Source organism: Rhizobium sp. OAE497, assembly GCF_040546565.1.
Classification (GTDB): Bacteria; Pseudomonadota; Alphaproteobacteria; order Rhizobiales; family Rhizobiaceae; genus Rhizobium.
This window is the reverse complement of the sequence record NZ_JBEPOA010000001.1, coordinates 450665-477361: the sequence shown is the minus strand read 5'-3', so window position 1 is coordinate 477361 and position 26697 is coordinate 450665. Positions and strand designations below refer to the sequence as shown.

Below are 26697 nucleotides of genomic sequence, written 5' to 3'. Positions count from 1 at the left end.
CCTCTTTACTATGCGTGAGCTTGGCGTTAATCTTTGCGCCGACTGGAGAGTAGCGCTCAGCGCGCAGGATCACGCACGATGCTGTCACACGAGCAGATTTGGGGAGCGATCGACAGGCTTGCCGAGCGGCACGACCTGACGCCGTCAGGTCTTGCGCGGCGCGCCGGCCTCGACCCCACCTCCTTCAACAAATCCAAACGTCTTTCGGCTGACGGCAGGCTGCGTTGGCCATCGACGGAGTCGATCGCCAAAGTGCTCGATGCGACCGGCGCCACGATGGAGCAGTTCCTGACCTTCATGCGCCCGGCAACGAGCTTTTCCGGACTTCCGGATGGATCGTTCCCGGCGCAGGGTAGCTCCATTCCCCTTCTCGGCTTTGCGCAGGCGGGCGCCGGCGGCTTTTTCGACGATGGCGGCTTTCCGGCGGGCCAGGGCTGGGATGTCGTCGAGTTTCCCGCCGCGCCCTCGCAAAAGGCTGGCGTCTATGCGCTTGAGGTCCAGGGGGACAGCATGATGCCGCTCTACCGCGACGGCGACGTGCTGATCGTCGAGCCCGGCGCGCAGGTTCGCCGCAACGACCGCGTTGTCGTCAAGACGCGCGAGGGCGAGGTCATGGCGAAGGTGCTGTTACGCCAGAGCCCGCGCTCCATCGAATTGATGTCGCTCAATCCCGAGCATCCGAACCGGACGATCGAGCTTTCCGATGTCGACTGGATAGCCCGCATCATCTGGGCCAGCCAATAGGAAAATCTTCCATGAGGCCTGCGGCACTTCTGACAGCTGTTGCGGGTATCGCCATCGTCATGGGCATGCTGATGGCAGGACGCGACCGGTTTTCGGGGCCGGATGCATCGGCAGTCGCCAGCGAAGCAGCCGCGCCTGACGCAGGTAGCGCCGACGCTCCTCCACCGCCGCCAACCGCCGATCCGCAGGCCAGCATGAATGCCCGGCCGGTCGACGATGCAAGCCAGTTCTATCCGGCACAGGTGGAAGGCAAGCCGCTGGAGCGTGTCGCAGCGCCCGAGCCCGAGAAGCCGAAGCCGGAACCGAAGAAAGATGCTGTCCTGCCGCGGCCGGTTGCCGAGAATGCGGGCGTGCTTGCCTTCGGCGACCGCAAGCTCGCGCTATCAGGCGTCATCGCCACGCCCGACGACAAGACCTGCAAGGATGCGGATGGCAGCGAATGGCCATGCGGCATGCTGGCCAAGACGAATTTCCGGCTGTTCCTGCGGCTACGCTCGGTCACCTGCGATCTCGACGACGCCAACTGGTCGGGCACGGCAATGGCAAGCTGCAAGATCGGCACCCAGGATCTTTCCGCATGGCTGGTCGACAATGGCTGGGCCGAGGCGGCTACCGGCTCGCCGCTGATAGAAGCCGGTGAGAAGGCCAAGACGGAGAAAAAAGGCATCTTCGGCGACGATCCACGCAAGGGCGCGCCCGTGGCGCCGCCGCCCGATCCGCCTGCAGACAATCCTCTCGATCCGATCTGACAATCCCTTGTAATGCCTGAGGGCAATTCCTAAACTTCGGAAGAACAGAGGGAATGACCGAAATGAACAAGCCGCTTTCCGCCCATGATGCCCTGATCTACGTGATGGTGATGGCCTCGGCCGTCGACAGCACGATGAACGACCGCGAGATGGAGCGTATCGGCCAGCTGATCGGCTTCCTGCCTGTCTTCCGCGATTTCGACGACGAGAAACTGATCCCGATCGCCCGCGATTGCGCCTCGCTGCTCTCCGGGCCGGAAGGGCTCGATGTGGTGCTGGAGACCGTCAAGGATACGCTTCCGGCGAAGCTTTACGACACCGCCTATGCGCTCGCCGTGGAAGTGGCCTCGGCCGATCTTTCGGTCAAGGCGGAAGAACTGCGCCTGCTCAGCCTGCTCCGCGACCGGCTCGGCCTCGACAAGCTGACCTGCGCCGCAATCGAGCGCAGCGCCATCGCCCGCTTCCGCAAGGGCTAATACAAACCGTTCGGGAAATAGCGCAGGTAGATCTCCTGCAGGCGGCCGTTGCGTGACAACGCTGCCAACGCATGGTCGAGCGCCGCCGTGAGGATCGCATCGTTCCGGCGCAGCATGATGGTCATCCCCTCGCCCAGGAACTGTTCCGACGGGTATGGCCCGTCGAAGAGCGAGCAGCATTTCGCAGAGGCCTGGGACGATACCCAGAAGGATAGCTGCAGCGCATCGGCAAAGGCGGCATCGGTCTTGCCATCCTTCAGAGCCGTCAGCAGCGCTTCCTTGTTATCAAAGGGGACAGACTTGATCGCTGGGAAGTAGGCGGCGAGCATGGCTTCGTGCACCGTTCCCTTGACGACGCCGACCTGCTTTCCAGCGAGCGCCGCGGCGCTATTGCCCTTGATATCGGCCTTGTCATTGCGGGCGAAACGGGCGGGAAGCATCAGATAGGGACGCGAGAAGGTAAACCGGCTGCGCAGCTCCGGCGAGACAGCGAGCCCGGCAATGACGGCGTCCCCTTGCGAGGCCGCCAACGCTTCCGTCATATCGGCGAAAGGCAGCGCCTGGATCTCGCATTTGGCGGCAATCTCCAGCTCATTGCAGATCTCGCGGGCCAGATCGACATTGAAGCCGGCAAGCTTGCCGTTCTGATCGGTAAAGTTGAACGGTGGAAAATCGACCGAGGTCAGAAAGCGAAGTCGCACCAGAGCCGAGAGATCCGGCTTGGCAAGGCGTTCGCGCGAGTCGAACAGCAGAGGCAACGCGGCAGACGGCTGCTGTGCACCGGCACTCAACGGCGAAAACACAACCAGCGACAGCAGAAAGGTGAAGAATCCCTTAAAAGCTAGGGATGCAATTGAGGATTGTGTCATTACTATCCAGCCTCGGGTTAGGGGCAGGGCGTCGCCGCTTCGGTGACGGTGTATCAGAGTCATGCGTATCGGGGAATATGCGCCCGGCGGTGCCATCAATGGCGCACGGGAAAACCATGGCAGCAATACCCAGACTATCTCCGCCGCGGCGGAGGACGATGACCTGTTCCGCACGGAAGCGCGCGTTCTTCTGGAGCTCGGCATCGGCAAGCCGATGATCGCCGAGGCAGTGGCGCTTGCACGCGCCAACGGCACCTCGATCGAGGAACAGCTGCTGGCGTCCGGCTGGCTTCTGCCTGAAAATTACTATGCTGGACTGGCGCGCATGCTCCGCCTGGACTTCGCGGAGACGCTGGATCCCGATCTGATCTACGATATCGACAATCTGGACAGCCAGCTGCTCGATCCCAAGATGCTCAAGCTCCATCACATGCCGCAAAGCATGAACGTGATCGTGCCGCAGGCGCGGCAGATCCCGGCATTGCAGGCACGGCTCGCGGCGCGGCCGGACCTTCGCCCGCACATGCAGGTGACGACGCCTTCGGAAATGCGCCGGGCGGTCTGGGAGCGCGGTGCTCAAAGGCGGGTCAGGCAGAGCGTCAATACGCTGTTTGATCGCGAGCCTGATATGAGCGCGCGCATCGTGCTGCTCGGCAAGCAGGGTTTTGTCGCAGGCGTTGCGGTGACCGCGCTTGCCGCCGGCATATTGGCAAGCGCTGACGTTCTGCTTCTTCTCCACCTCTTCGTCTCGCTATTTTATCTCGCGGCCATGGCGATCCGGTTTCTGGCTCTGGCAAAGCCCGCGCCGCGCTTCAATCTGCGCGCGGAAGAGAATGGACCGCTGCCGATCTACACCGTGATGGTCGGGCTCTACCGGGAGGCCGCGGTCGCGGAACAGCTCGCCGCCTGTCTCAAGCGGCTGAACTGGCCGGTCTCGAAACTCGACATCAAGCTCGTCTGCGAGGCCGACGACCGCGAGACCATCGCGGCCCTCAAGGCGCAGGATCTCGGCCCGCATTTCGAAATCGTCGAGGTGCCTGCCGCCCGGCCGCGCACCAAGCCAAAGGCGCTGAACTACGCCCTGACATCCGCCCGCGGGAAATACCTGGCGGTCTACGACGCCGAGGACAGGCCGCATCCGGATCAGCTGCGCGAGGCCCATGCCACCTTTCTCAGGTCGCCCGATGATATCGTCTGCCTGCAGGCGCCGCTGGTCATCGCCAATGCGCGCGACTCCTGGATCTCAGCCGCCTTCGCGCTCGAATATTCGGCGCTGTTTCGCATGCTTCTGCCGGTGCTTGCCATGCTGCGGCTGCCGATGCCGCTTGGCGGCACCTCCAACCATTTCAAGACCAAGATCCTGAAGGACGCCGGGGGCTGGGATCCGCACAATGTCACCGAGGATGCCGATCTCGGCATGCGTCTCTACCGTCGGGGTTATCGCTGCGGCGTCCTCAGCAGCCATACGCTGGAGGATGCGCCTTCCACGGCCAAGACCTGGCTTCACCAGCGGACCCGTTGGTTTAAAGGTTGGCTGCAAACGTGGCTGGTGCTGATGCGCGATCCGGCCCAACTATTGCGCGAGATGGGAATATCCGGGTTTGTCGTCTTCCAGCTTTTGATCGCCGGGATGCTGCTATCGGCCCTTGCCCATCCCTGGATGCTGTTCTTCATCGGCAGCTCGATCATCGATCTCTTCCAGCAAGATGCGGTGATGGATCCGGCGCATAGGGTGTTGCTTGTGATGGACAGCTGCAACGTGATCGCCAGCTACATTCTTTTCATCCTGCTCGGCCGCAAGCGCATGACGCCATGGGAAAGGCGTGCGCTTCGTCTGCGCTGGCTGGCATTGCCGCTCTACTGGATGATGCTGTCGATGGCCGCCTGGCGGGCCGTCTGGCAGCTCCGCAGCAATCCGTTCTTCTGGGAAAAGACGCCACACGCGCCAAGCCGCAAAACGGCATAGATTTTCAATCCCGCGATTTTCGATTTCGTAGCGGCAAGCATCTCTTTTCTGTGGTTTGCCGCGCGCCGTTAGGGGCGCATTAAGCAATCTGGATTCTTATCAGCCGCGACGACACCGGCCCCCACACCGTCTGCATGATGCGCGCTCGTCTGACCTTTCCAGGGTATTTCGGAATGCCGCAAGAACGCAGCAGATTACAGCTGAGTTTCAAACATTGATTTCAATCTCTCGCCGCGCGCCAGCAACAAGCCGCAGCGAATGCAACGGGCTTTTTCCATGCTCAAACATCTGAAAATCCGGACAAAAATCCTCTCCGTCATCGCGCTTCTCGGGGTGATCACGATTGCCGGCGTGGGTTACATCATCACCGAATTCCGTCGGGCGGACGCCAATTACAGCGCCTTCATCGACCATGAAGCACTCGCCGCCATGCAGGGCTCGCGCGCCAGCGCCTCGCTGGTGTCCTCGGTGCTGCAGACCTCGACGCTTGCCAATATGAAGCCCGATACGCCGGCCTTCAAATCGGCGCTCTCCAGCCCGAGCAAGATCCCGCAGGCGCGTGATCGCCTGCAGCAGGCGGCGGACCTCGTTCCCGCTCGCAAGGAAGCGATCGGTGAGCTCTTGAAAAGCATCGACGAGATGGAAGCGCTTTCGGCAAAGGTCGTCGAGGCGGGCAAGGCTGGTGACATGGGTGCCGCACAGCTGGCCTCCGCCATGATGGTCGCCAAGCTCAATGCTCTGACGCCGAAGATGACGGCCAATAACGATGCGATGATGTCGATGCTGAACGATGGCGGCGACGCGCTCTCGGTCGCCGTCAACCAGCGCATCAATATCTGCCTTGCAATCATCGCCGCTGCGATCGCCGCAGCCATCGCGCTCGGCGTGTACATGGCGCAGATCGGCATCACTGCGCCGATGATGCGGCTGCGCGAACGGATGACCTCGCTTGCCGAGGGCCAGACCGATGCCGATGTACCCGGTCTCGACCGCAGCGACGAAGTCGGCCAGATGGCGGCAGCCGTCGCCGTCTTCCGCGACAACGCCGTCGAACGCCGCCAGATCGAGGCGCGCGCCGAGAGCGAACGCAATCTCAGCGACAGCGAACGCCGCCAGCGCGAAGCGGAAAAGATCCGCGAAGCCAACGAGCTTGCCCGCACCGTCGACGAACTGGCAAACGGCCTGAAGCGCCTTGCCTCCGGCGACCTCGTCTCGCAGATCGATCAGGCCTTCCCTGAGCACCTCGAAGGTCTGCGCGCCGACTTCAACAATTCCGTCGGCCGCCTGAACCAGACGATGAATGCCGTTGGCGCCAATGCCCGCGCGATCGGCGCCGGTGCCAACGAAATCCGCTCTTCGGCCGACGAACTGTCGCGCCGCACCGAGCAGCAGGCGGCCTCCGTCGAGGAGACCGCCGCCGCCCTCGAGCAGATCACCACGACGGTCAGGGACGCGGCCCGCCGCGCTCAGGAGGCGAGCCAGCTCGTCACCCGCATGCGGGGCGGCGCCGAAAAATCCGGTGAGATCGTCCAGAAGGCGGTCAATGCCATGCAGCAGATCGAGCAGTCGTCGGTCGAGATCGGCAACATCATCGGCGTCATCGACGACATCGCCTTCCAGACCAACCTTCTCGCCCTGAACGCCGGCGTCGAAGCCGCGCGTGCGGGTGAGGCCGGCAAGGGCTTCGCGGTCGTCGCCCAGGAAGTGCGTGAACTCGCCCAGCGCTCGGCCAATGCCGCCAAGGAGATCAAGTCGCTGATCACCAATTCCGGCACGCATGTGCAGACGGGCGTGGCGCTCGTCGGCGAGACCGGCAAGGCGCTCGATGCGATCGTTCACGAGGTGCAGGAGATCAACCAGCACGTCCACGCGATCGCCGAAGCCGCCCGCGAACAGTCGACCGGCCTGCAGGAGATCAACACGGCGGTCAACACGATGGACCAGGGCACGCAGCAGAATGCCGCCATGGTCGAGGAAAGCACGGCCGCCAGCCACAGCCTGGCAACCGAGGCGGCCTCGCTCAACAACCTGCTCTCCGAGTTCCGCCTGACCGGCACCGGCGGCTTTGCGGCGGCAGCACCGGCATCGGCAACCACCCGCCCGATCGCCTCGCGCCCCGCGCCGATCCAGCCGGCAGCACCCGCAGCCAAACCCCGCCCGGCCTCGATCCGCGTCGCCAACTCCACCACCGCGAGGCCGGCAGCCTCGCCTGCCCGTGCACTCGGCCAAAAGCTAATGAGCGCCTTCGGCGGCGGCGGCACCGCCAGTGAGAGCAAGGAAGCGGATTGGACGGAGTTCTGATCGGCCGAACCTTAGTAGACGATGGGCGGCTCCGGCCGCCCATCGCAATTTCAGGGCTGCTTATCAGCGATCGCTCAAACCCCATCAGCAACCGGAAAGCGTGCAGAGACGCTCCGGCGAACTTGCCCTCCGCCCGGCTTTCGGCTACTTCCTAAGCCGATCTCATCGTGGAAGTCGCAGCCGTTGAGCCTCATCAAACTTCATTTCCGGGTCGTTGCCAGCCTTATCATCCGCGAGATGAACACGCGCTATGGCAACAAGATTGGCGGCTATATCTGGGCGATCGTCGATCCGCTCGCCTATATCGTCTTCCTGAGTTTCATCCGCCGCTCGCTCAGCGCCACGCCCCCCCTCGGCGGCAGCGTCGCGCTGTTCATCTCGACCGGCTATCTCGGCTTCCTGTTTTACGTGAACCTGTCATCCTACGTCTCGTCGGCCGTCAAATCCAACAAGGCGCTGATGAACTACCCGCGCGTCGCGCCCTTCGACGCGATCGTCTCACGCGTCGTGTTGCAGTTTTCGACCACGGCGGTGGTGACGGCGCTGACACTGTTCACACTGGCCGAGGGCCTTGGCGGCCTGCCCAGCGTCAATTGGCCGACGATCATCGAAGCGGCACTCTCGACCTCGATGATCGCGATCGGCATCGGCCTGATCAATGCCGGCCTGTTCGTTCGCTGGCCTTGGTACGAAGAGGTCTTCGGCATCGTCAACCGCCCACTTTTCATCCTGTCAGGCGTCTTCATGCTACCCGACGAGCTGCCGCATCCCTATTCGGATTACTTTCTGATGAACCCGTTGGTGCATTGCGTGATCTGGTTCAGGACGGGGTTTTATCCGGAATATAGGGCTTATGGGCTTGATAAGGGGTATGTGGTGGAGACGGCGGTGATGCTGGTGTTTGTGGGGATGACGGTGTTTTCTCTCAGCGGCAAGATCATCAAGAACGACCCATAGTACTTCCGGCACAAAAATCTAATCTTCCGCCTTCCAATGATACAATTCATCCAGCGGAAATGACGCCTTACGAGAGCGGTTCCATGTAATATTGCGTTTTACTATCTGAGCAGGGGTCCCTGCAAGAATTATGCCCTCTTCTTCAAAGCCGCGATTCACAAAGCTCATAGCGCCAACGATCGAGTCGCTTGGCACAATTGATCCCTTGTTTAGGATCGATCCTACGCCGACCCATACGTGGTCGCCCACAATTACATCGCCAGGACTATTAAGACGCTGGCCTGTGTCACGATCAACCACTGAATGTGCATCGGTCGTTCGAATTTCAATCTCTCGGGAAAACATACACCATTTCCCGATCAGAACATTCCGGTTTTCTTGGCACAATATATAGATGCCGGCGCTAGTCGAATGATCGCCAAAAGAAACTGTTTGGTAGTCTCCTCTTACGAGGATATCCCCGCGAAAATTGCAATTATCTCCGATTGCAACCCTGTTTCCATTCCCACTTACCGCGACACTTCCAGAAAATTTTGCTCCTTCTCCGATCACCAAGCAATTGCCTGTGCCTTTGACAACGGTAGCGCTACCCTTTGTGATCGCCGTCTTCGCAATCCTTACCTCGTTTTCCGTCGCCCAACCGTCGGCAAAGCGTCTTTTCTTGGATTTTACATGAAAAAAGGGGGATGCTATTTTGCCATAAAACGCTCTGAAAAATACCGGGGCTATCGACTTAAACATTCTGTAACTGCTCAAATTTTCTTACTCATTGGATTGTGCGATCAACCCTAGTTTGAAAGTGGTTTCTATGCCATATCCAATTTGGGATAGTTAGTCACATCGACAACTCTGTTGATCACATCATGGCGGGAGCAGGCGACGTACTCCCTTGAGGCACCGTGACGATTAAGAAAGCTAAAACTGAAAGATTGGTTATGAAGACAGCGCTTCTGGGTTACAAGACGAAAAACATTGGAGACGACCTTCAGAGCTTCTCACTACTCAATATTAGCAATACTGTTGATGCCATTGTTGATCGCGACTGCCTCGCAGACGCTTATTTGGCCGGAAAGCATCAGCTAGTCCTCAATACTTGGTTTAAACTAGGAAATGACAACCGCTCACCCGCGACGAATATCGCGCCGATTTTTTTTGGTTTTGCGCTTGGTGACGAGAATATTCTAGACACGAAACTGAGAGACTACCTGAAGGCGCACGAGCCGATAGGATGTCGCGACATCTGGAGCGCAGAGCGCCTTAACGAAGCCGGCATTGATGCTTACTGGACGGGATGTTCCAGCATTTTTGCTGGTAACTTTATCGTCAAACCTAGCTCGAGAACGGGCATCTTCAATTTTGATGTGCCGTTGGAATTTCTAGAAAAGATTGCTCCCGCTTCAATCTTGAAACAAATCGAGACCACATCAAATCATGTCGCACCAGCCAGTCAACATGATCAACTGCAGCGTTTTTCGCTGGTTGATCGCTTTCTAAGGTTGTTAGCTAGTGCCGAGCTGGTAATTACCCGACGCCTGCACATCGCGCTTCCATGTATTGGCCTCGGAACACCAGTAATCTACCTTCCGGACGAGCGCCTTAGCTTCTCTCGGAGACGCGCGTCAGGCGTTGACAAGATGATTCCTGTTTATTTCCAATCCGATGTCGAGGCCGGCTTGGCCGTAAACTGGGAGGGACAGCCGCCTCGGAGTATAAGTGAGCCGATTCTTCAACACTACGAACGGCTCAAGGCACGCCTCGGACGAAGCGGAGAGAATGGCAAAAAGCCCGAGGAGATATACGGTAGGGAATTCATTCGGATATCCAACCGACGTTTTGGGACAAGGCCAGGCAGGATATTTTTGTCGCTTCCCGGCCTAGATCGCGAAGTTCGCATTGAGTACTGCTGTGATAAATTTATCGACACAGACGTTCGCTATTTTTCAGGTATAGAACGACTATCTCTGAACGTTCAGCATGAAAAATCGAATTCATTTTCGCGGCCGACTGTCGGCACATTAAATACATTAATGATTTGATCTTTAAAGGAAGCGCGTTATGGTTACTGCCTCGCAAATTTTTAGCGCAGCTCTATCTACGCCATACTGGGTGGCAAGCTCCCTATATGCACGGCGCCGTGGGCAGAAGGGCAATCCTCCGTTGTTTCTGTTCGGTTTTGCCAAATGGAAAACCTTCATGGCGGATTGGTTTCCCGATCACGATGTGATCTTCGTACCCAACAAGCTACTAGCAATTGAATTTGAAATTGAGTGGAAATGGCGAATCATCGCCGATCCGAGATCTATAGTTTTGGCTTGGCAGTACAAAAGCCTCCCAAATCTTAAAAAATTCTGCAATAAAAATAATATTAAATTTCAGTTTGTGGAGGACGGCTTTCTGCGATCAGTTGCGCTCGGGGCACTTCAAGCGCCCCCGATTTCACTGACCTTCGACAGCCAAGATATGTACTTCAATTCTCGAGCGCCCAGCGACTTGGAAGACATACTGAACACCTATGATTTTAAATCGGACACACTTTTAATAGATCGAGCACGAACCGTTATTGATATTTTACTTTCTACGAAGTTGAGCAAATACAATTCGAGCAGCCCAACCGACGTTGCCGCAGTGTACGGGCCTAAAGTGCGAAAGAGGGTTCTTGTTATCGGTCAAGTAGAGCGTGATGCGTCAATAAAATATGGGTGCAATGTACCAATAAACAATAACGACTTGGTGTGGTTGGCGATTCGCGAGAATCCAGATGCGCAGATCATCTACAAGCCTCACCCTGAAGTTTTACAGGGAACGGCCGAGGCAAAATCCAATCCTGACCTGGTTCGCGGAGTTGCTCTAGTTTTGGATAATGACATTAGCCTTGCCGATTCACTTGAAACAATCGATCATGTATACACCATAACTTCTCTTGCGGGATTTGAGGCGTTGCTGCGACGAATACCCGTGACAACATTTGGATGCCCATTTTATTCGGGATGGGGCCTCACTGATGATAGGCAAATTAATGAGAGGCGAGGAAGAAAGCTCACTTTAGAAGAGATTTTTGCTGCAGCCTATATAATTTACCCGAAGTACATCGACCTCAACACGAAAAAAAGAATAGAAATAGAGAAGGCCATCGAACTATTAGACTTTATGAAAGCGCGCACGACTAAAGATTTTCCAGCCGATAAGGAGGTCGAGGCGCGGGCGAGCAAGCTGGTATCGATGCTCGGCAAGAGCGACGACTGCACTGAATTGGTAGCGCGCTTTCTCGGAGTAAAGCGTGTTACCCGTCCGAAACTGGACGCATTCATGTCGGCTTTGAATGCCAGACTGTCCGGCGATCGACCACTATCTTAGTGAGCGGGCTGAACGCCAACGAATTGTAGCCATGTGACTGAGCTTAGGTTGAAACCAACTGGAGCGGGTGAAGGGAATCGAACCCTCGTATTCAGCTTGGGAAGCTGCTGCTCTACCATTGAGCTACACCCGCGCAGCACCAGCCTTCCAACAGATGGGAGGCGGTGTCAAGGCGGTCAGATGCGGAAGTGTTTCGAGAGCTTAAGGCCCTGGGCCTGGTAGTTGGAGCCGAGGCCGGAGCCGTAGAGGCTGACGGGCTTTTCAAGCATGTGCTCGTAGATCAGGCGGCCGACGATCTGGCCGTCTTCGAGGATGAAGGGGACTTCGTGGCTGCGCACTTCGAGGACGGCGCGGCTGCCGCGGCCGCCGGCGGGTGCGTGGCCGAAGCCGGGGTCGAAGAAGCCAGCGTAGTGGACGCGGAATTCGCCGACCAGCGGGTCGAAGGGCGTCATCTCGGCCGCGTAGTGCGGCGGGACGTGGACGGCTTCGCGGGAGACGAGGATGTAGAATTCGTCCGGATCGAGGATCAGCTCGTTGCGGCCGCGACTATAGAGCGGCTCCCAAAAATCGAAGATGTCGTGCTGTGCCTTCTTGTCGACGTCGACGACAGCCGTGTGGTGCTTGCCGCGGTAGCCGATCAGGCCTTCCTTGTCGCCGGTAAGATCGATCGACAGCGCAATGCCGCCGCCCGAGACGTTCGGCTTGCTGCTAGCGACCAGCGTTTCGGCGTCGTGCAGGGCGTGCAGCTCCGGCTCGCCCAAAATGGAGTGGCCGACGCGGAAGCGGATCTGCGACAGGCGCGAGCCGCGGCGCACGACGATCGGGAAAGTGCGCGGCGATATCTCGAGATAGAGCGGCCCGGAATAGCCGGCCGGGATCTTGTCGAATTCCTGGGCGTAATCGGTGATGACGCGGGTGAAGATGTCGAGACGGCCGGTCGAGCTCTTCGGATTGGCCGAGGCCGACATGTCGGAGGGCAGGTCGAGGCGCTCCATCAGCGGCACGATATAGACGCAGCCGGTTTCGAGAACCGCGCCTTCCGAGAGATCGATGACGTGCAGGCTGAGGCGATCGAGCTTGTCGGCCACAAGATGCGAGGGGCCGGGCATGAAGCTGGCGCGGACCCGGAAAGCCTTGGCGCCGAGACGCAGATCCAGGCTCGCCGGCTGGATCTGATCGCGATCAAGCTCCCGCTCCGACACGAGGCGGCCGGCTTCAAACAACGCAGCAATGGCACGATCGGCCAAAATTCCAGTTTCGCGAGCCATCATGCTCCATCCATAGTTCGTGGCCGACAAAACCAAATACAGGGAATTGACGCAAGAAGCTAACGGCAGTATTGCAGCTTTATCCCGTGGTGATTTGGCCGGTCGGCTTGCAGCCACGTTAAACAAGTGGCTAAAAAGACCGGGTGTGAAACCGGTCTGCATTTGCGGCCGGTTTTTTTATGTTTTTGAGGTGATGGCATGAGCAAGTCCTGGCGCCCTGCAACCCAACTCGTTCACGGAGGCACTCTGCGCTCGCAATATGGCGAGATGTCGGAAGCGATCTACCTGACGCAAGGCTTCGTCTACGACACGTCCGAAGCGGCCGAGGCGCGCTTCAAGGGCGAGACCGACGGCTTCATCTATGCCCGCTACGGCAGCCCCACCAACGACATGTTCGAAAAGCGCATGTGCGCGCTTGAAGGTGCTGAAGATGCGCGCGCCACGGCTTCCGGTATGGCTGCCGTTACCGCGGCGATCCTCTGCCAGCTGAAGGCCGGCGATCATATCGTTGCGGCCCGCGCCCTGTTCGGCTCCTGCCGCTGGGTGGTCGAGACGCTGGCACCGAAATACGGCATCGAATGCACGCTGGTCGACGGCCGCCACCTGGAAAACTGGGAAAAGGCGATCACCCCGAAGACCAAGGTGTTCTTCCTGGAAAGCCCGACCAACCCGACGCTTGAGATCGTCGATATCGCCGGTGTTGCCAAGCTGGCGAACCAGATCGGCGCCAAGGTCGTCGTCGACAACGTCTTTGCGACACCGCTCTTCCAGAAGCCGCTGGAGCTCGGCGCCCATATCGTCATCTATTCGGCGACCAAGCATATCGATGGTCAGGGCCGCTGCCTCGGCGGCGTCGTTCTCTCCGACAAGCAGTGGATCGACGAAAACCTGCACGATTATTTCCGCCACACCGGCCCGGCCATGTCGCCGTTCAATGCCTGGACGCTGCTGAAGGGCATCGAGACGCTGCCGCTGCGCGTCGCCCAGCAGACAAAGAACGCCGCGAAGATTGCCGATTTCCTGGCAGAGCAGAAGCAGGTTGCCCGCGTCATCTATCCGGGCCGCAAGGACCATCCGCAGGCCGATATCATCGCCAAGCAGATGACCGGTGGCTCGACGCTGGTCTGCTTCGAGCTGAAGGGCGGCAAGGAAGCGGCGTTCAAGCTGCAGAACGCGCTCGACGTCGTGACGATCTCCAACAATCTCGGTGACACCCGCAGCCTGATCACGCATCCAGCCACGACAACGCACAAGAACCTGTCGGACGAGGCGCGCGCCGAGCTCGGCATTTCGGCAGGCACCGTTCGCCTGTCGGCTGGCATCGAAGATACCGATGATCTGCTGGAGGATTTCGCGCAGGCTCTGTCGAAGATCCCCGCCTAAGCAAAGAGCCGCCGGACTTGCCGGTCCGGCGGCCTGCCCCACCTAAGGGACAAGCCAGCTCTACCTTATTAGAGTCATTAACTTTGAATGTTAGGATTAACGATCAAAACGGCGTGCAATCGTCTGTATTTGACTGATGATGCAGCGGCATTTCTTGACGGAGCCAATGCCGTATAAGATACGAGTAAGATATCCCGACTAAGGTGTAAGGCATGTACCGGGCCCTCACACGCGATATAGAAGTTGTTGTCGAGCCGTTTTATCTGGAGGAGCAATCCGATCCGGACGATGACCGCTATGTCTGGGGATATCGCATCGTCATCAGCAACAATTCCGAGCTCTCTGTAAAACTCGTCAACCGTTACTGGAACATAACGGATCAGAACGGCGTGGTTGACGAAGTGACGGGGCCGGGCGTGGTTGGCGAACAGCCGCGGCTGGAGCCCGGTGATACCTATGAATACTCATCGGGATGCCCGCTCGATACGCCATCGGGGCTGATGTTCGGCCATTACCAGATGGAGACGGATGAAGGCGAGCTCTTCGATGTCGAGATACCCGCCTTCTCCCTGGATTCACCCGGCCTGCTCAGAGTGCTGAACTGACCGTCACTCGGCCGGCTGCAGTTCGGCCGGTTCGAAGCGGTAGGTCGTCGAGCAGAACTCGCAGGTGACCGCGATTTCGCCATTCTCCTGGCTCGCTTTGATCTCGTCTGCCGAGAAGCCCTTCAGCACGCCCTTGATCTTGTCGCGCGAACAGCTGCAGCGGTCGAAGACCTCCTTGGCGTCATAGACGCGCACGCCGCGCTCGTGGAAGAGGCGGAAGAGCAAACGCTCGGTTCCGACCTGCGGGTCGGTCAGCTCGTCGGCATCGATGGTTTCCACCATCGTGCGTGCCTCGGTCCAGGAATCGTCTTCCTTCAGCGGCTGGCCGGTCTCGTCGCCATCGCCACCGTGCAGATCCTGCTGGCGCATGCGCTCCGGCGCTTCCGGCAGGAACTGGGCGACGAGGCCGCCTGCCCGCCAGCGATGGCGCGGCTTGCCGCTGTCGTCACGGTCGAGCAGTTCGGCCGCAGCGAGACGAACCCGCGTCGGGATCTGCTCGGACTGACGGAAATAGGTGCCGGCAATCTCTTCCAGCGAGGCGCCGTCGAGCGCGACGATGCCCTGATAGGGCTGGCTGAACTTGCCCTGGTCGATCGTGAAGGCGAGCACGCCCCTGCCGAGCAGCTGTTCGGGCTCGGTCTGGCCGGCGGCGATCGCTTCGTCGAGCAGCGCCTGATCGAAGCGCGCATAGGCGCGCACATTCTCGGGCGTCGAGAAATCGGCGACGAGCAGATCGACCGGGCCATCGCCCTTCGTCTGGACGGTGAACTTGCCGTCGAACTTCAGCGACGTGCCGAGCAGCACCGTCAGCACGATCACTTCGGCGAGAAGGCGGGCAACGGGTGCGGGATAGTGGTGGCGCTCCAGGATGGCGTCCAGCATCGGGCCGAGCTGGACGGCGCGGCCGCGCACATCCAGACCTTCAACCTGAAACGGGACAACATGATCATCACCGGCGAAATCGAACTCGCCAAGAGCGGCTGCAGCTTCTGCCATGGTCTTACTCCTAGTATTCAGAGCGGCAGACCAAGGCGTCTCTCCGCTCGCGCGGCCACAAGGCCGTCAGGCCGGATGTGGCGTCCAGTATGGTTCAGATCGCGCCCAGGCACCATGCAAGAATCGACTTCTGCGCATGAAGACGGTTTTCCGCTTCATCGAAGACCACGGATTGCGGGCCATCGATCACTTCGTCCGTGACTTCCTCACCACGATGGGCGGGCAGGCAATGCATGAACAATGCATCCTTGCCGGCCTTTGCCATCAAAGCCTGATTGACCTGATAGGGCTGGAAGACGTTGTGACCGCGAGCCCGATGTTCCTGATTCATGGAGACCCAGGTATCGGTTACCACGCAATCGGCGCCTTCGACCGCACGGTCGGCATCATGGCTGAGCAGGATTTCGGCGCCCTCATTGCGGGCCCAGTTCAGATAGTGATCCTTCGGCTCGGAACCAAGGGGTACGGCCATGTTCATGCGATAGCCGAAACGGGCAGCGCCTTCGACCAGCGAATGCAGCACGTTGTTGCCGTCGCCCGTCCAGGCGATCGTCTTGCCCTTGATCGGGCCGCGATGCTCTTCGAAGGTCATGATATCGGCCATGATCTGGCACGGATGCGTATCGTCGGTCAGCGCGTTGATGACCGGCACGGTGGCATGCTCGGCAAGCTCGAGCATGCGGTGATGCTCGGTGGTGCGGATCATGATCGCATCGACATAGCGCGACAGGACCTTCGCGGTGTCGCCAATCGTCTCGGCGCGGCCGAGCTGCATCTCGGTGCCCGAGAGGAACAGTGTCTCGCCGCCGAGCTGGCGCATGCCGACATCGAAGGAGACGCGGGTACGTGTGGACGGCTTTTCGAAGATCATCGCCAGCATCTTGCCGGCGAGCGGCTTGTCGCCGGCGCCGGCCTTGAAAGCCTGCTTGCGCGAGATCGCATCATTCATGATGACGCGCAGATCGGCGGAGCTGACCGCCGAGAGATCGAGGAAGTGTTTGGGGGAAGCCATGTCGTCCTTACCTGTTTGCCTCGTAAGGCATCTATCCGTTCAAGCCGTCTTCTTGGCCTTGGCTGCGCGAATGCTCTCGGCGGCCTGCTCGATGCGTGCGAGGCCTTCGCGGGCTTCTTCCGCAGTCACCACCAGAGGCGGCAGGAGACGGATGACGTTATCGCCCGCCGGGACACCCAGCAGATGCGCGCCGCGGATCGCAGCCAGGAGTTCGCTCGAGGGAACGGCGGCCTTGATGCCGAGCAGCAGGCCTTCGCCGCGGATATCCTCGATCACGTCAGGATAGCGATCCTTCAGCGACGCCAGCCCCTGGCGGAAGACCAGCGACACGTCGCGGACGTGCTGCAGGAAGCCATCGGCGAGCACGATATCGAGAACGGCACTGCCGACGGCCATGGCGAGCGGATTGCCGCCATAGGTCGAGCCGTGCGTGCCGGCCTTCATGCCGGAGGCCGCCTCAGCCGTCGCAAGGCAGGCGCCGAGCGGGAAACCGCCGCCGATGCCCTTGGCAACAGCCATGATGTCGGGGCTCACACCGGACCATTCATAGGCGAAGAACTTGCCGGTACGGCCAACGCCGGTCTGCACTTCGTCGAGGATCAGCAGCAGGCCATGCTCATCGCAGAGCTGGCGCAGCGCCTTCATGAACTCGACGGTCGCCGGGCGGATACCGCCCTCGCCCTGTACCGGCTCGATGAGAATGCCAGCCGTCGCATCGGTGATCGCCGCGCGGACGGCTTCAACATCGCCGAAAGGCACCTGATCAAAACCAGGGGTCTTAGGACCGAAGCCTTCGAGATACTTTTCCTGGCCGCCGGCGGCGATCGTCGCCAGCGTACGGCCATGGAAGGCGCCTTCGAAGGTGATGATATGGAAGCGCTCCGGATGGCCCTTCGAATACTGGTAGCGGCGCGCGGTCTTGATCGCGCATTCCAGGGCTTCCGCACCCGAATTGGTGAAGAACACCTTGTCGGCGAAAGTCGCTTCCGTCAGCCTCGTTGCGAGCTTTTCCTGGCCTGGGATCTCGTAGATGTTGGAGAGGTGCCAGACCTTCTCGGCCTGCGCCTTCAGGGCATCGACAACATGAGGATGGCTGTGGCCGACAGCGGTCACGGCAACGCCGGCGCCAAAATCCAGATATCGCTCGCCGGACTCGGTAATCAGCCAGACGCCCTCACCTCGCTCGAACCGCAGAGGGGCACGAGAATAGGTATCATATAGCGGCGCGGCTTCAGCCATGGCGCGGTCTCCTGTCAGCGTTATGGGCAACCGGACTCCGGCTAAAAAACCAGGTCCGAAAAATTAAAAATGCCGCCTCTCGGCGGCGCTGTGCACTATTTACTTTTCGCACTGCAATGTCAACAAAACTACGGCTTTCGTGGCTTCTGGGTGACGCTCAAGCGATGTCGCGTTTCATCAACAGCTAATGTTGCAGAAATGACTCTGTGGGGAAGCAAGTTGGGGAAAACTTGAAATTCGATTCATCCGGATTCCCGCGACTCTTGTCACGGAGTCAGCCTCACACTAGGTTAAAACTCAATTACTAGACTGCATGCGGCGGAACTAGTCACCAAAATTAGTCAAGCGTTTCTTGTGTCGGATTCATCCGGGGCAAACGGTGAAGGATTCTGCCTTCACAACGCTTAAACGGCGGAGACACAGGGCATGAACTGGACAGACGAGCGGGTCGAGAAACTCAAGAAACTGTGGTCCGAAGGGTTGAGCGCTAGCCAGATCGCGGCGCAACTTGGAGGCGTGAGCCGGAATGCCGTTATCGGCAAGGTTCACCGTCTGGCACTGCCGGGCCGTGCCAAGGCCGGCGGCAATGCGACGGCGGCACGGGCTCCGAAGCGCACGACTTCGGCACCGCGCGCTCCGAACTACGCATCGCGCATGACGACCCGCACCGTTGCCCGCCCGCAGGGCGCAACGATGCTGAAGGAAGAGATCGAAATCGACGTCATGGAGGAGATGGAATATCGTCCCGCTTCCAACGTTGTCGTGCCGATCTCGCGCCGTCTCGGCCTGACGGAACTGACCGAGCGTACCTGCAAGTGGCCGGTCGGCGATCCGCTGAAGGACGATTTCCATTTCTGCGGCTGCGAAAGCCCGGATTCTTCGCCCTACTGCACCTATCACCAGCGCCTGGCTTACCAGCCGGTCAATGATCGCCGCAGGGCCGCACGCCCGGGCAAACTGAGCCGGGTAAAGACAAACGAAAAACGGGCCTTTCGGCCCGTTTTTTTGTATCTGCATATCAGGAGGCCGTAGCCTCCTTGATCACTCAGGCTTCCATGGAATAACCGGCACCGCGGACGGTGCGGATGACATCCTGCATGTTCGAGAAGTTGAGCGCCTTGCGCAGGCGGCCGACATGGACGTCGACGGTACGCTCGTCGACATAGATGTCGTGACCCCAGACGCCGTCGAGCAGTTGCGAGCGCGAGAAGACGCGGCCCGGCGACGACATCAGAAACTCCAGGAGGCGGAACTCGGTCGGTCCGAGACGGACTTCGCGGGTCTTGCGGTGAACGCGGTGCGTTTCGCGGTCGAGTTCGATATCGCCGCACTTCAGCACGGTCGAGAGAACTTCCGGCTTGGCGCGCCGCAGCATCGCCTTGACGCGGGCAACGAGCTCGGGCGTCGAGAACGGCTTGACGACATAGTCGTCGGCGCCGGTCGACAGGCCACGGACGCGCTCGCTCTCTTCGCCGCGCGCCGTCAGCATGATGATCGGCAGACGCTCGGTTTCCGGGCGCATGCGCAGCCGGCGGCAGAGCTCGATGCCTGATACGCCAGGCAGCATCCAATCGAGGATAAGAAGGTCCGGCGTGCGCTCCTGGAGGCGGATTTCCGCCTCGTCGCCGCGCAGGATGGTATCGACTTCGAAACCTTCGGCTTCGAGATTGTAGCGAAGAAGCACGCTCAGTGCTTCTTCGTCTTCAACGACTGCAACTCTCGGGATCATTCTATTCTGTCTCCTGAGGCCCGGTCCGGATGATTATTCCGTTACCGCGCCGACGGTGTTGGCGGTGTCGTCCTTCGGACGCTCGCCTTCCGGCTGAGCGCCGGTCGCCATGTAGTAGATGGTTTCAGCAATGTTGGTGGCGTGGTCGCCGATGCGCTCGATGTTCTTGGCGCAGAAGAGCAGATGCGTGCAGCTGGTGATGTTGCGCGGATCTTCCATCATGTAGGTGAGGAGCTCGCGGAACAGCGACGTGTACATCGCGTCGATTTCCTCGTCGCGCTCGCGGATCGACTTCGCCTTGTCGGCAGCACGCGTCGTGTAGACGTCGAGCACTTCCTTCAGCTGGACGAGAGCGAGCTCGGAGAGATGCTCCAGGCCACGGGCGAGCTTGCGCGGAACGCCGGTGCTCTGCACGGCGATGACGCGCTTTGCGGTGTTCTTGCCGAGGTCGCCGACGCGCTCGAGGTCGGCGGCGATGCGGATCGAACCCATGATCTCGCGCAGGTCCGACGCCATCGGCTGGCGGCGGGCGATGGTGACGATCGCCTTGTCGTTGATCTCGCGCTCGGCGTGATCGAGGATCACGTCGTCGGAGATGACCTTCTGCGCCAGTGCCGCGTCGCCGTTGACGAGGGCGCGGACAGCGTCGGAAACCATCTGCTCGGCCAGGCCGCCCATTTCGGAAATGCGGCGCGAGAGGAACTTCAGGTCTTCGTCATACGCAGAAAAAATATGTGTCGATGCCATGGGGAAAGTCCTTGAGTGTCTATCGGGGGTCGTGACGCCAAAGATCAGCCGAAGCGGCCCATGATGTAATCCTGGGTGCGCGGATCGTCCGGATTGGTGAACATCTTGTCGGTGTCGTTCTCCTCGACGAGATTGCCGAGATGGAACATGGCCGTGCGCTGCGAAACGCGAGCGGCCTGCTGCATGGAGTGCGTGACGATGACGATCGTGTAGGCTTCGCGCAGCTCGTGGATCAGTTCCTCGACCTTTGCGGTGGCGATCGGGTCGAGTGCCGAGCACGGCTCGTCCATCAGGATGACTTCGGGCGAGACGGCAACGGCGCGGGCGATGCAAAGGCGCTGCTGCTGACCGCCGGAGAGGCCTGTGCCGGATTCATGAACGCGGTCCTTGACCTCGTTCCACAGGCCGGCGCGTTGCAGGCTGGTCTCTACGATCTGGTCCATGTCGGCCTTGGTCTTGGCAAGACCATGGATGCGCGGGCCGTAGGCAACGTTCTCATAGATCGACTTCGGGAACGGGTTCGGCTTCTGGAACACCATTCCGACGCGGGCGCGCAGTTCGACGACGTCGATATCCGGATCGTAGATATCGTCGCCATCGAGCGTGATCTTGCCGGTGACGCGGCAATTGTCGATCGTGTCGTTCATGCGGTTCAGGCTGCGTAGGAAGGTGGACTTGCCGCAGCCGGACGGGCCGATGAGCGCCGTGACGGTGTTTTCGCGGATGTTCAGCTTGACGTCGAAGAGGGCGCGCTTTTCGCCGTAATAGACGGAAACGTCCTGGCCGATCATCTTGTAGGGAATGCTGTTCATCTTCTGGTCCAGAGCCTTTTCAACTGCTGCTTCTGTCAACATGTTCATTGGGTTTTACTCCGTTTACCAGCGGCGCTCAAAGCGACGGCGCAAGAGGATGGCTCCGAGGTTCATGACGATCAGGAACAAGAGGAGGACGATGATGGCACCCGACGTACGTTCCACGAAGGCGCGTTCGGCTTCGTTGGCCCACATGTAGACCTGGACGGGGAGCGCGGTGGACGGGTCGAGAGGCGTGGCCGGTGCATTGGCGACGAAGGCGACCATGCCGATCAGCAAGAGCGGCGCGGTTTCGCCGAGCGCGTGCGCCAGGCCGATGATGGTGCCGGTCAGGATGCCCGGCATGGCGAGCGGCAGCACATGGTGGAACACCATCTGCATCTTCGAGGCGCCGAGACCGAGAGCGGCCGCGCGGATCGACGGCGGGACGGCGCGAAGAGCCGCACGCGTCGCGATGATGATCGTCGGCAGCGTCATCAGCGTGAGCACCAGACCGCCGACCAGCGAGGCCGAGCGCGGCATGCCCATGAAGTTGATGAACACTGAGAGACCGAGCAGACCGTAGACGATCGAGGGAACCGCAGCCAGGTTGTTGATGTTGACCTCGATGAGATCCGTCAGCCGGTTCTTCGGTGCGAATTCCTCGAGATAGATCGAGGCGGCGACACCGATCGGCAGCGACAGCACAAGAACGATCGCCATCAGATAGAGCGAGCCGATGAGGGCAACGCCGAGGCCGGCGGCTTCAGGACGGCTGGAATTGCCGTTGACGAAGAGGCCCGTGTTGAACTGCTTGAAGAGAGCGCCGCTCGACTTCAGTTCGTTCATCCAGCCAACCTGCTTGTCGTTGACCTTGCGGTTCTTCTCATCGACGCTCAGATCGATCTGGCCCTTGTTGGCGCTGTCGACATTGGCGTCGGCCAGAACCGTGACGTTGATCGTCTTGCCGATGATCGACGGGTCGGCGACGACCATGTCGCGCAGCTGGATCGGAGCGCCCTTGGAGAGCATCGCCGAGGCATCGCGCACGTCGGGACGGCTCGATGCGTTGATGTTGAGCTGCTTGACGATGGCGTCACGCAGCAGGGCGCCGTAATTGGCGGCGATCAGGACGGACGGATCGGTCGCGCGCTTGTTGCCCGGATCGATCGTCTTCTCAGTGAACTCGATCGGCAGCGAGATCGCCGTCTGCTGGAAGGCGGTGTAGCCCTGACGGATGACCGTCGACAACAGGATGACCAGGAAGATCAGGCCGAAAGCGATAGCGGCCATGCCGTAAGCCTGGAAGCGGCGTTCGGCGGCATAGCGGCGCTTGATGCCGATGTCGCGGCGCGCAGGCGCCTTGGAGACGAGGGTGCCGGAAACCGGAGAAGCGATATTCGTCATTCGTACTGCTCCCGGTATTTGCGCACGATGTAGAGCGCGTAGATATTGAGGCAAAGCGTGATCAGGAAGAGCGTGATGCCGAGCGCGAAGGCGACGAGCGTCTGCGGCGAGGTGAATTCAAGGTCACCCGTCAGCTGGTTGACGATCTTGACCGTCACGGTGGTCATCGGCTCGAACGGATTGATCTGCATGCGGGCGGCAACACCGGCCGCAAGCACGACGATCATGGTTTCGCCGATGGCGCGCGAGGCGGTCATCAGCAGTGCGCCGACGATGCCCGGGAGAGCAGCGGGAAGCACTACCTTCTTGATGGTTTCGGAGCGCGTGGCACCGAGGCCAAGCGAACCGTCACGCAGGGCACGCGGCACGGCGGTGATGATGTCGTCCGACAGCGAGGAGACGTATGGGATCAGCATGATGCCCATGACGATACCGGCGGTCAGAACGCTCTGTGCCTGGATGAAGTTCGTGTAGTTGCCCGTCAGGAGGCCGCTGACCTGCGAGGAAAGATCGCGCAGGAACGGGCCGACGGTGACGAGGGCGAAAAAGCCGTAGACGATTGTCGGGATACCGGCCAGAACTTCGAGCAGCGGCTTTGCCAGCGAGCGAAGCTTCGGCGAGGCATATTCGGCCATGTAGATCGCCGCAAACAGGCCGACCGGAACGGCGACCAGCATGGCGACGAGGCCGATATAGAGCGTGCCGAGCAGCAGCGGGATGAGACCGAACTGGCCTTCCGACGAGCTGCCGGCGCCGGCAAAGCGCGGATCCCAGACGGTGCCGAAGAAGAATTCGAGCGGTGGGACGCTGGCGAAGAAGCGCAGGGCTTCCGACAGCATCGACAGAACGATGCCGATCGTCGTCAAAATGGCGATCGAGGATGCCAGCAGCAGACCCCAGAGCATGACGCGCTCGACGCGGTTGCGGGCGCGGAAGCGGGGCGTGATGCCGCGCAGAGCATAGAGCGCACCGGCAACGGCCAGCACCAGCACGATGGCGCTCATGATCAGGCGGCTGCCGGCGCTTTCGGCGTTCAGCAGCTTGGCGGCGTCCAGCATGTAGGGCTGCGGCTCGCCGGCGAGCGGAACGCCCTTTTCGTTGAGCTTGGCCTGGACGGCCTTGGTGTCGGCACCGAGCGCGATGAGCTCGTCAGCCGTCAGCAGATTGAACCCGCGGCCGATAGTGGCGACCATGCTGTAGCTCAAGTCCTGCTCGGCAGCGCTCTTGGCCTTCACATCTTCAGGGAAGGCGTTGCGGACGGTGGATTCGATGATGCCCGGGCTGGCGGCGAGCCAGACACAGAGAACGACGAGGGCCGGAAGGACGGCCCAGATGGCGGCATAGGCGCCGTAATAACCCGGCCGCGAATGCAGCGCGGAAGACTTGCCCCCGGCAAGCGCCGTGGCACGGCTGCGGGCGGCCACATAGGCCAGCGCGCCGAATACCACGAGACACAAGAGTATAATGGATGTGCTCATTCTTTACGTCCCCAGGCGCTCAGCCCCAAGAGCATATGCGGCGATGTCCCCGCACAGCTTCCCAATCATGGACAAACTCAAAACCTTGCCATGCAGCGGCAAGGGTACTGTCATTAGAAAACCGGCGCGGCACCCCCTGATGCCGCGCCGGCTTATGCATTACATGGTCTTTTCTGCTTCGACGGCCTTGCGGATTTCTTCGCGCTCGGCGTCCGGAGCAGCAACCAGGCCGTATTCGACGAGCGGGCTGTCAGGGCCGATCATCTGGTCGGATACGAAGAAGTTGACGTATTCCTTCAGGCCCGGGACGGCGCCGAGATGTGCCTTCTTGACGTAGAAGAACAGCGGGCGGGAAACCGGGTAGGTGCCGTTCGAGATGGTCTCGGTCGACGGAACGATGCCGCTCATGGTCGCGACCTTGAGCTTGTCAGCGTTGTTTTCGTAGAAGGAGAGACCGAAGACGCCAACGCCGGTCTTGTTGGCAGCGATGCGTGCCAGCGTTTCCGGATAGTCGCCGTCGATGTCGACTGCAGCGCCGTCCTTACGAACTGCAACGCAAGCCTTGGCCTGAGCAGCCTTGTCGGTGATTTCCTTGGCGATGACTTCCTGAGCGCCCGAAGCCTTGCAGCCTGCAGCGAGAACGTTCAGTTCGAAGACTTCGCGGGTGCCGTGCTTTTCGCCCGGGATGTAGGCAGCGATATCAACAGCCGGGAGCTTCGGGTTGACTTCCGACCACTTCTTGTAGGGGTTGGCAACGAGCTTGCCATCAACGACGACCTGAGCAGCCAGCGCCTTGTAGAGATCTTCCGGAACGTAGGCGACGTCAGGGTTGGAAGCGTCGGTTGCGAAGACGATACCGTCATAACCAATCTTGACTTCCTGGATGTCCGTTACGCCGGCAGCCTTGCAGGCTTCCATTTCGTTCTTGTTGATCGGACGCGAAGCGTTGGCAACGTCGATCGTGTCTTCGCCGACGCCCTTGCAGAATTCCTTCAGGCCAGCGCCCGTGCCGCCAGATTCAACAACCGGCGTCTTGAAGTTGGTGAAGGTTTCGCCGAAGGACTCGGCAACGATCTTGGCGTAAGGCAGAACGGTGGACGAACCGGCAACCTGAATCTGGTCGCGAGCGGCTGCAGCGCCTGCAAAGGCAACGGTTGCGGCGAGAGCGGCAACGGTGAGTTTAAGCGTGTTCATCAGAAAAATCTCCCGGCATTGGGCTTTGTGTGGGCAGGCCCCCCAGGGCCCTCGCATTGCCTTTTTTCATCGGCAGCCACTCTTTAGCCCCTGATGCACAGAGCTTTTATGTCACTTTGATGAAACATTTGTGACAGTCTAAAATACTGAAATACATAGATAAAATTTTTCGATGTAATGGGTGTGTTGCGGCTTTATGTCAAAACCGCACGGTAAAGGCCGTTCCCTTGCCAACCTCGGACTTAACGATCAGCCGTGCACGATGGCGCGTCAGGATATGCTTGACGATGGCAAGCCCCAGACCGGTGCCCTTTTTCGAGCGGCTGTCCTCGATATTGACGCGGTAGAAGCGCTCGGTAAGGCGCGGCACATGCTCGGCGGGGATGCCGGGCCCGCGGTCCGCGACGGTGACTTCGACAGGCTGGCCCTGGCCGTTCTTGATCGAGACGTCGACCGTCTTGCCTTCCTGGCCGTATTTGCAGGCGTTTTCGATCAGGTTCTCGAAGACCTGCACCAGCTCGTCTCGATCGCCGAGCACCTCCGCCCGGCCTTCCGGCAGATTGAGATTGATCTCGACGCCGACATCCTTCGCCAGCGGCTGCAGGGAATCCCGGACATGGCCGAGCAGCGGCACGAGATCGACCTTTTCGTCGGGCGCGATATGCGACTTCAACTCAAGCCGCGACAGCGACAGCAGATCGTCCACGAGACGGCTCATGCGCGTCGTCTGGTCGAACATGATGCCAAGGAAGCGTTCCTGCGCCTTGGCATCGTTCTTGGCCGGACCCTGGATAGTCTCGATGAAGCCGCGCAGCGAGGCGAGCGGTGTGCGCAGCTCGTGGCTGGCATTGGCGACGAAATCCGAGCGCATGCGGTCGATGCGGCGGACTTCCGAGATATCGCGGAAGGAGAGCATGAAGAAACGCTCGCCACCCTCCCCCTCACCGAGATCGATCGGGGCGCTGCGAACGATATAGACCCGCTCGGAGGGAAGCCGTTCGGAATGCTCGATCTGGTTCGGCGCATTGGTGGCGATCGTTTCGCGCACCATGTCCAGAATGCCGGGCGAGCGCAGGCGCGCCGACAGATGCGCACCGATGATCATCTCGCCGAACGCCTTTTCGGCCGCGCGGTTCTGGAACAGCACCGAGGCATCGCCGGAGAGAACCATGACGGGGATATCGAGCCCGGCAAGCGTGGCGGCCACTTCAGGCAGGCGGCTCTTCGGCGCTTCCGGCTCAGGCTCAGGGATTTCGGCAAGCTTGGCCTGTACTGCCGGCTCGGCATTCATGACGACGACGAGCAGCATCAGGACGACGAGCGCCAGTACGCCCCATTTGTTCATCCCCGAAACCAGCGCCACCAGCCCGATGACCAGAGCGGCAAGAAGCACGGGGCGTTCCTGCCTGATGCGGGCCATCAGCCCCGATGT

At 60.1% G+C, this 26697-nt stretch carries 22 protein-coding genes, 1 tRNA gene, 2 pseudogenes and 1 riboswitch; of the genes and pseudogenes, 11 read left to right on the top strand and 14 right to left on the bottom strand.

The annotated features are described in order from the left end of the window. Positions 1–78: 78 nt before the first annotated feature. The 3 genes from ABIE40_RS02400 (at position 79) to ABIE40_RS02390 (ending at position 1969) form a co-directional block, all read left to right on the top strand. On the top strand, positions 79–744 hold the full coding sequence (locus ABIE40_RS02400; RefSeq protein WP_112713502.1) for a S24 family peptidase: 666 nt from the start codon (positions 79–81) through the stop codon (positions 742–744). A gap of 11 nt (positions 745–755) precedes the next feature. Next, positions 756–1493 (top strand): thermonuclease family protein, encoded by a 738-nt coding sequence (locus ABIE40_RS02395; protein ID WP_199626125.1) that lies wholly within the window; start codon positions 756–758, stop codon positions 1491–1493. 62 nt (positions 1494–1555) lie between these two features. Further along, positions 1556–1969 carry a tellurite resistance TerB family protein gene (locus tag ABIE40_RS02390; protein ID WP_112714368.1) on the top strand — a complete coding sequence of 138 codons (414 nt, stop codon included), beginning with the start codon at positions 1556–1558 and terminating at the stop codon, positions 1967–1969. Here ABIE40_RS02390 and ABIE40_RS02385 read toward each other — a convergent pair. Further along, the gene (locus ABIE40_RS02385) at positions 1966–2838 is read right to left on the bottom strand and encodes a transporter substrate-binding domain-containing protein (protein ID WP_199626768.1); all 873 of its coding nucleotides are present in this window, start codon (positions 2836–2838) and stop codon (positions 1966–1968) included. The two genes, ABIE40_RS02390 and ABIE40_RS02385, sit on opposite strands and share 4 nt — an antisense overlap. A gap of 61 nt (positions 2839–2899) precedes the next feature. On the opposite strand from ABIE40_RS02385, the gene ABIE40_RS02380 reads away from it, so the two are divergent. The 3 genes from ABIE40_RS02380 to ABIE40_RS02370 all read left to right on the top strand — a co-directional run bounded on the left by ABIE40_RS02380 (position 2900) and on the right by ABIE40_RS02370 (position 8062). After that, positions 2900–4804 carry a glycosyltransferase family 2 protein gene (locus ABIE40_RS02380; RefSeq protein WP_199626124.1) on the top strand — a complete coding sequence of 635 codons (1905 nt, stop codon included), beginning with the start codon at positions 2900–2902 and terminating at the stop codon, positions 4802–4804. A gap of 276 nt (positions 4805–5080) precedes the next feature. Further along, positions 5081–7105, top strand: coding sequence for a methyl-accepting chemotaxis protein (locus tag ABIE40_RS02375; protein WP_199626123.1), 2025 nt, complete (start codon positions 5081–5083; stop codon positions 7103–7105). Between the two features lie 183 nt (positions 7106–7288). Further along, positions 7289–8062: an ABC transporter permease gene (locus ABIE40_RS02370; RefSeq protein WP_354540950.1), complete on the top strand. Its 774-nt coding sequence runs from the start codon at positions 7289–7291 to the stop codon at positions 8060–8062. Between the two features lie 18 nt (positions 8063–8080). Here ABIE40_RS02370 and ABIE40_RS02365 read toward each other — a convergent pair whose 3' ends face one another. Continuing rightward, complete coding sequence (locus ABIE40_RS02365) at positions 8081–8803, bottom strand: acyltransferase (RefSeq protein WP_199626121.1); 723 nt, start codon at positions 8801–8803, stop codon at positions 8081–8083. Positions 8804–8997: 194 nt separating this feature from the next. On the opposite strand from ABIE40_RS02365, the gene ABIE40_RS02360 reads away from it, so the two are divergent. Continuing rightward, positions 8998–10098 (top strand): polysaccharide pyruvyl transferase family protein, encoded by a 1101-nt coding sequence (locus tag ABIE40_RS02360; protein ID WP_199626120.1) that lies wholly within the window; start codon positions 8998–9000, stop codon positions 10096–10098. Positions 10099–10255: 157 nt separating this feature from the next. Continuing rightward, a pseudogene (locus ABIE40_RS02355) lies at positions 10256–11218 on the top strand (capsular polysaccharide export protein, LipB/KpsS family); the annotation flags it as partial. Between the two features lie 257 nt (positions 11219–11475). Here the strand turns inward: ABIE40_RS02355 and ABIE40_RS02350 are convergent. Both ABIE40_RS02350 and ABIE40_RS02345 read right to left on the bottom strand, forming a co-directional pair. Continuing rightward, positions 11476–11549 (bottom strand) — tRNA-Gly (locus tag ABIE40_RS02350). 43 nt (positions 11550–11592) lie between these two features. Further along, positions 11593–12687: a 2'-deoxycytidine 5'-triphosphate deaminase gene (locus ABIE40_RS02345; RefSeq protein ID WP_199626118.1), complete on the bottom strand. Its 1095-nt coding sequence runs from the start codon at positions 12685–12687 to the stop codon at positions 11593–11595. 73 nt (positions 12688–12760) lie between these two features. Further along, a riboswitch (SAM riboswitch) is annotated at positions 12761–12839 on the top strand. 43 nt (positions 12840–12882) lie between these two features. Between ABIE40_RS02345 and ABIE40_RS02340 the strand changes: the two genes are divergently transcribed. Then, positions 12883–14067 (top strand): O-succinylhomoserine sulfhydrylase, encoded by a 1185-nt coding sequence (locus tag ABIE40_RS02340; RefSeq protein WP_112713522.1) that lies wholly within the window; start codon positions 12883–12885, stop codon positions 14065–14067. 212 nt (positions 14068–14279) lie between these two features. Beyond that, on the top strand, positions 14280–14672 hold the full coding sequence (gene apaG, locus ABIE40_RS02335) for a Co2+/Mg2+ efflux facilitator ApaG/CorD (protein ID WP_199626117.1): 393 nt from the start codon (positions 14280–14282) through the stop codon (positions 14670–14672). A gap of 3 nt (positions 14673–14675) precedes the next feature. Here apaG and ABIE40_RS02330 read toward each other — a convergent pair whose 3' ends face one another. The 3 genes from ABIE40_RS02330 to ABIE40_RS02320 form a co-directional block, all read right to left on the bottom strand. Next, positions 14676–15668, bottom strand: a complete 993-nt coding sequence (locus tag ABIE40_RS02330; protein ID WP_199626116.1) for an Hsp33 family molecular chaperone — start codon at positions 15666–15668, stop codon at positions 14676–14678. A gap of 94 nt (positions 15669–15762) precedes the next feature. Continuing rightward, positions 15763–16680, bottom strand: coding sequence for an ornithine carbamoyltransferase (gene argF / locus ABIE40_RS02325; RefSeq protein ID WP_112713528.1), 918 nt, complete (start codon positions 16678–16680; stop codon positions 15763–15765). A gap of 39 nt (positions 16681–16719) precedes the next feature. After that, positions 16720–17919, bottom strand: a complete 1200-nt coding sequence (locus tag ABIE40_RS02320) for an aspartate aminotransferase family protein (RefSeq protein WP_199626115.1) — start codon at positions 17917–17919, stop codon at positions 16720–16722. A 426-nt stretch (positions 17920–18345) separates the two neighbouring features. Here ABIE40_RS02320 and ABIE40_RS02315 point away from each other — a divergent pair. After that, a pseudogene (locus ABIE40_RS02315) lies at positions 18346–18864 on the top strand (GcrA family cell cycle regulator); the annotation flags it as partial. A 100-nt stretch (positions 18865–18964) separates the two neighbouring features. On the opposite strand, the gene phoB reads toward ABIE40_RS02315, so the two are convergent. The 7 genes from phoB to phoR form a co-directional block, all read right to left on the bottom strand. Then, on the bottom strand, positions 18965–19648 hold the full coding sequence (gene phoB, locus ABIE40_RS02310; RefSeq protein WP_112713534.1) for a phosphate regulon transcriptional regulator PhoB: 684 nt from the start codon (positions 19646–19648) through the stop codon (positions 18965–18967). A 33-nt stretch (positions 19649–19681) separates the two neighbouring features. Continuing rightward, the gene (gene phoU, locus ABIE40_RS02305) at positions 19682–20395 is read right to left on the bottom strand and encodes a phosphate signaling complex protein PhoU (protein ID WP_112713536.1); all 714 of its coding nucleotides are present in this window, start codon (positions 20393–20395) and stop codon (positions 19682–19684) included. Positions 20396–20439: 44 nt separating this feature from the next. Then, entirely contained in the window at positions 20440–21255 is an 816-nt protein-coding gene (gene pstB, locus ABIE40_RS02300; RefSeq protein WP_112713538.1) for a phosphate ABC transporter ATP-binding protein PstB, read from the bottom strand. Between the two features lie 15 nt (positions 21256–21270). Next, entirely contained in the window at positions 21271–22593 is a 1323-nt protein-coding gene (gene pstA / locus ABIE40_RS02295) for a phosphate ABC transporter permease PstA (RefSeq protein ID WP_199626114.1), read from the bottom strand. After that, positions 22590–24071: a phosphate ABC transporter permease subunit PstC gene (gene pstC, locus ABIE40_RS02290; protein ID WP_199626113.1), complete on the bottom strand. Its 1482-nt coding sequence runs from the start codon at positions 24069–24071 to the stop codon at positions 22590–22592. Before pstC ends, pstA begins: the two co-directional genes overlap by 4 nt. 159 nt (positions 24072–24230) lie before the next feature. Further along, positions 24231–25265 carry a substrate-binding domain-containing protein gene (locus ABIE40_RS02285; RefSeq protein WP_112713544.1) on the bottom strand — a complete coding sequence of 345 codons (1035 nt, stop codon included), beginning with the start codon at positions 25263–25265 and terminating at the stop codon, positions 24231–24233. A 199-nt stretch (positions 25266–25464) separates the two neighbouring features. Further along, positions 25465–26685, bottom strand: coding sequence for a phosphate regulon sensor histidine kinase PhoR (gene phoR / locus ABIE40_RS02280; RefSeq protein ID WP_112713546.1), 1221 nt, complete (start codon positions 26683–26685; stop codon positions 25465–25467). Between the last annotated feature and the right edge of the window lie 12 nt (positions 26686–26697).

Bases quoted from the DNA above. Each gene is read 5' to 3' on its own strand.
- ABIE40_RS02340 (WP_112713522.1), top strand. From the start codon at position 12,883: ATGAGCAAGTCCTGGCGCCCTGCAACCCAACTCGTTCACGGAGGCACT.
- ABIE40_RS02390 (WP_112714368.1), top strand. From the start codon at position 1,556: ATGAACAAGCCGCTTTCCGCCCATGATGCCCTGATCTACGTGATGGTG.
- phoU (WP_112713536.1), bottom strand. From the start codon at position 20,395: ATGGCATCGACACATATTTTTTCTGCGTATGACGAAGACCTGAAGTTC.
- pstB (WP_112713538.1), bottom strand. From the start codon at position 21,255: ATGAACATGTTGACAGAAGCAGCAGTTGAAAAGGCTCTGGACCAGAAG.
- ABIE40_RS02400 (WP_112713502.1), top strand. From the start codon at position 79: ATGCTGTCACACGAGCAGATTTGGGGAGCGATCGACAGGCTTGCCGAG.
- apaG (WP_199626117.1), top strand. From the start codon at position 14,280: ATGTACCGGGCCCTCACACGCGATATAGAAGTTGTTGTCGAGCCGTTT.
- pstC (WP_199626113.1), bottom strand. From the start codon at position 24,071: ATGAGCACATCCATTATACTCTTGTGTCTCGTGGTATTCGGCGCGCTG.
- pstA (WP_199626114.1), bottom strand. From the start codon at position 22,593: ATGACGAATATCGCTTCTCCGGTTTCCGGCACCCTCGTCTCCAAGGCG.
- argF (WP_112713528.1), bottom strand. From the start codon at position 16,680: ATGGCTTCCCCCAAACACTTCCTCGATCTCTCGGCGGTCAGCTCCGCC.
- ABIE40_RS02345 (WP_199626118.1), bottom strand. From the start codon at position 12,687: ATGATGGCTCGCGAAACTGGAATTTTGGCCGATCGTGCCATTGCTGCG.
- phoR (WP_112713546.1), bottom strand. From the start codon at position 26,685: ATGGCCCGCATCAGGCAGGAACGCCCCGTGCTTCTTGCCGCTCTGGTC.
- ABIE40_RS02320 (WP_199626115.1), bottom strand. From the start codon at position 17,919: ATGGCTGAAGCCGCGCCGCTATATGATACCTATTCTCGTGCCCCTCTG.
- ABIE40_RS02330 (WP_199626116.1), bottom strand. From the start codon at position 15,668: ATGGCAGAAGCTGCAGCCGCTCTTGGCGAGTTCGATTTCGCCGGTGAT.
- ABIE40_RS02365 (WP_199626121.1), bottom strand. From the start codon at position 8,803: ATGTTTAAGTCGATAGCCCCGGTATTTTTCAGAGCGTTTTATGGCAAA.
- phoB (WP_112713534.1), bottom strand. From the start codon at position 19,648: ATGATCCCGAGAGTTGCAGTCGTTGAAGACGAAGAAGCACTGAGCGTG.
- ABIE40_RS02375 (WP_199626123.1), top strand. From the start codon at position 5,081: ATGCTCAAACATCTGAAAATCCGGACAAAAATCCTCTCCGTCATCGCG.
- ABIE40_RS02380 (WP_199626124.1), top strand. From the start codon at position 2,900: ATGCGTATCGGGGAATATGCGCCCGGCGGTGCCATCAATGGCGCACGG.
- ABIE40_RS02385 (WP_199626768.1), bottom strand. From the start codon at position 2,838: ATGACACAATCCTCAATTGCATCCCTAGCTTTTAAGGGATTCTTCACC.
- ABIE40_RS02360 (WP_199626120.1), top strand. From the start codon at position 8,998: ATGAAGACAGCGCTTCTGGGTTACAAGACGAAAAACATTGGAGACGAC.
- ABIE40_RS02285 (WP_112713544.1), bottom strand. From the start codon at position 25,265: ATGAACACGCTTAAACTCACCGTTGCCGCTCTCGCCGCAACCGTTGCC.
- ABIE40_RS02395 (WP_199626125.1), top strand. From the start codon at position 756: ATGAGGCCTGCGGCACTTCTGACAGCTGTTGCGGGTATCGCCATCGTC.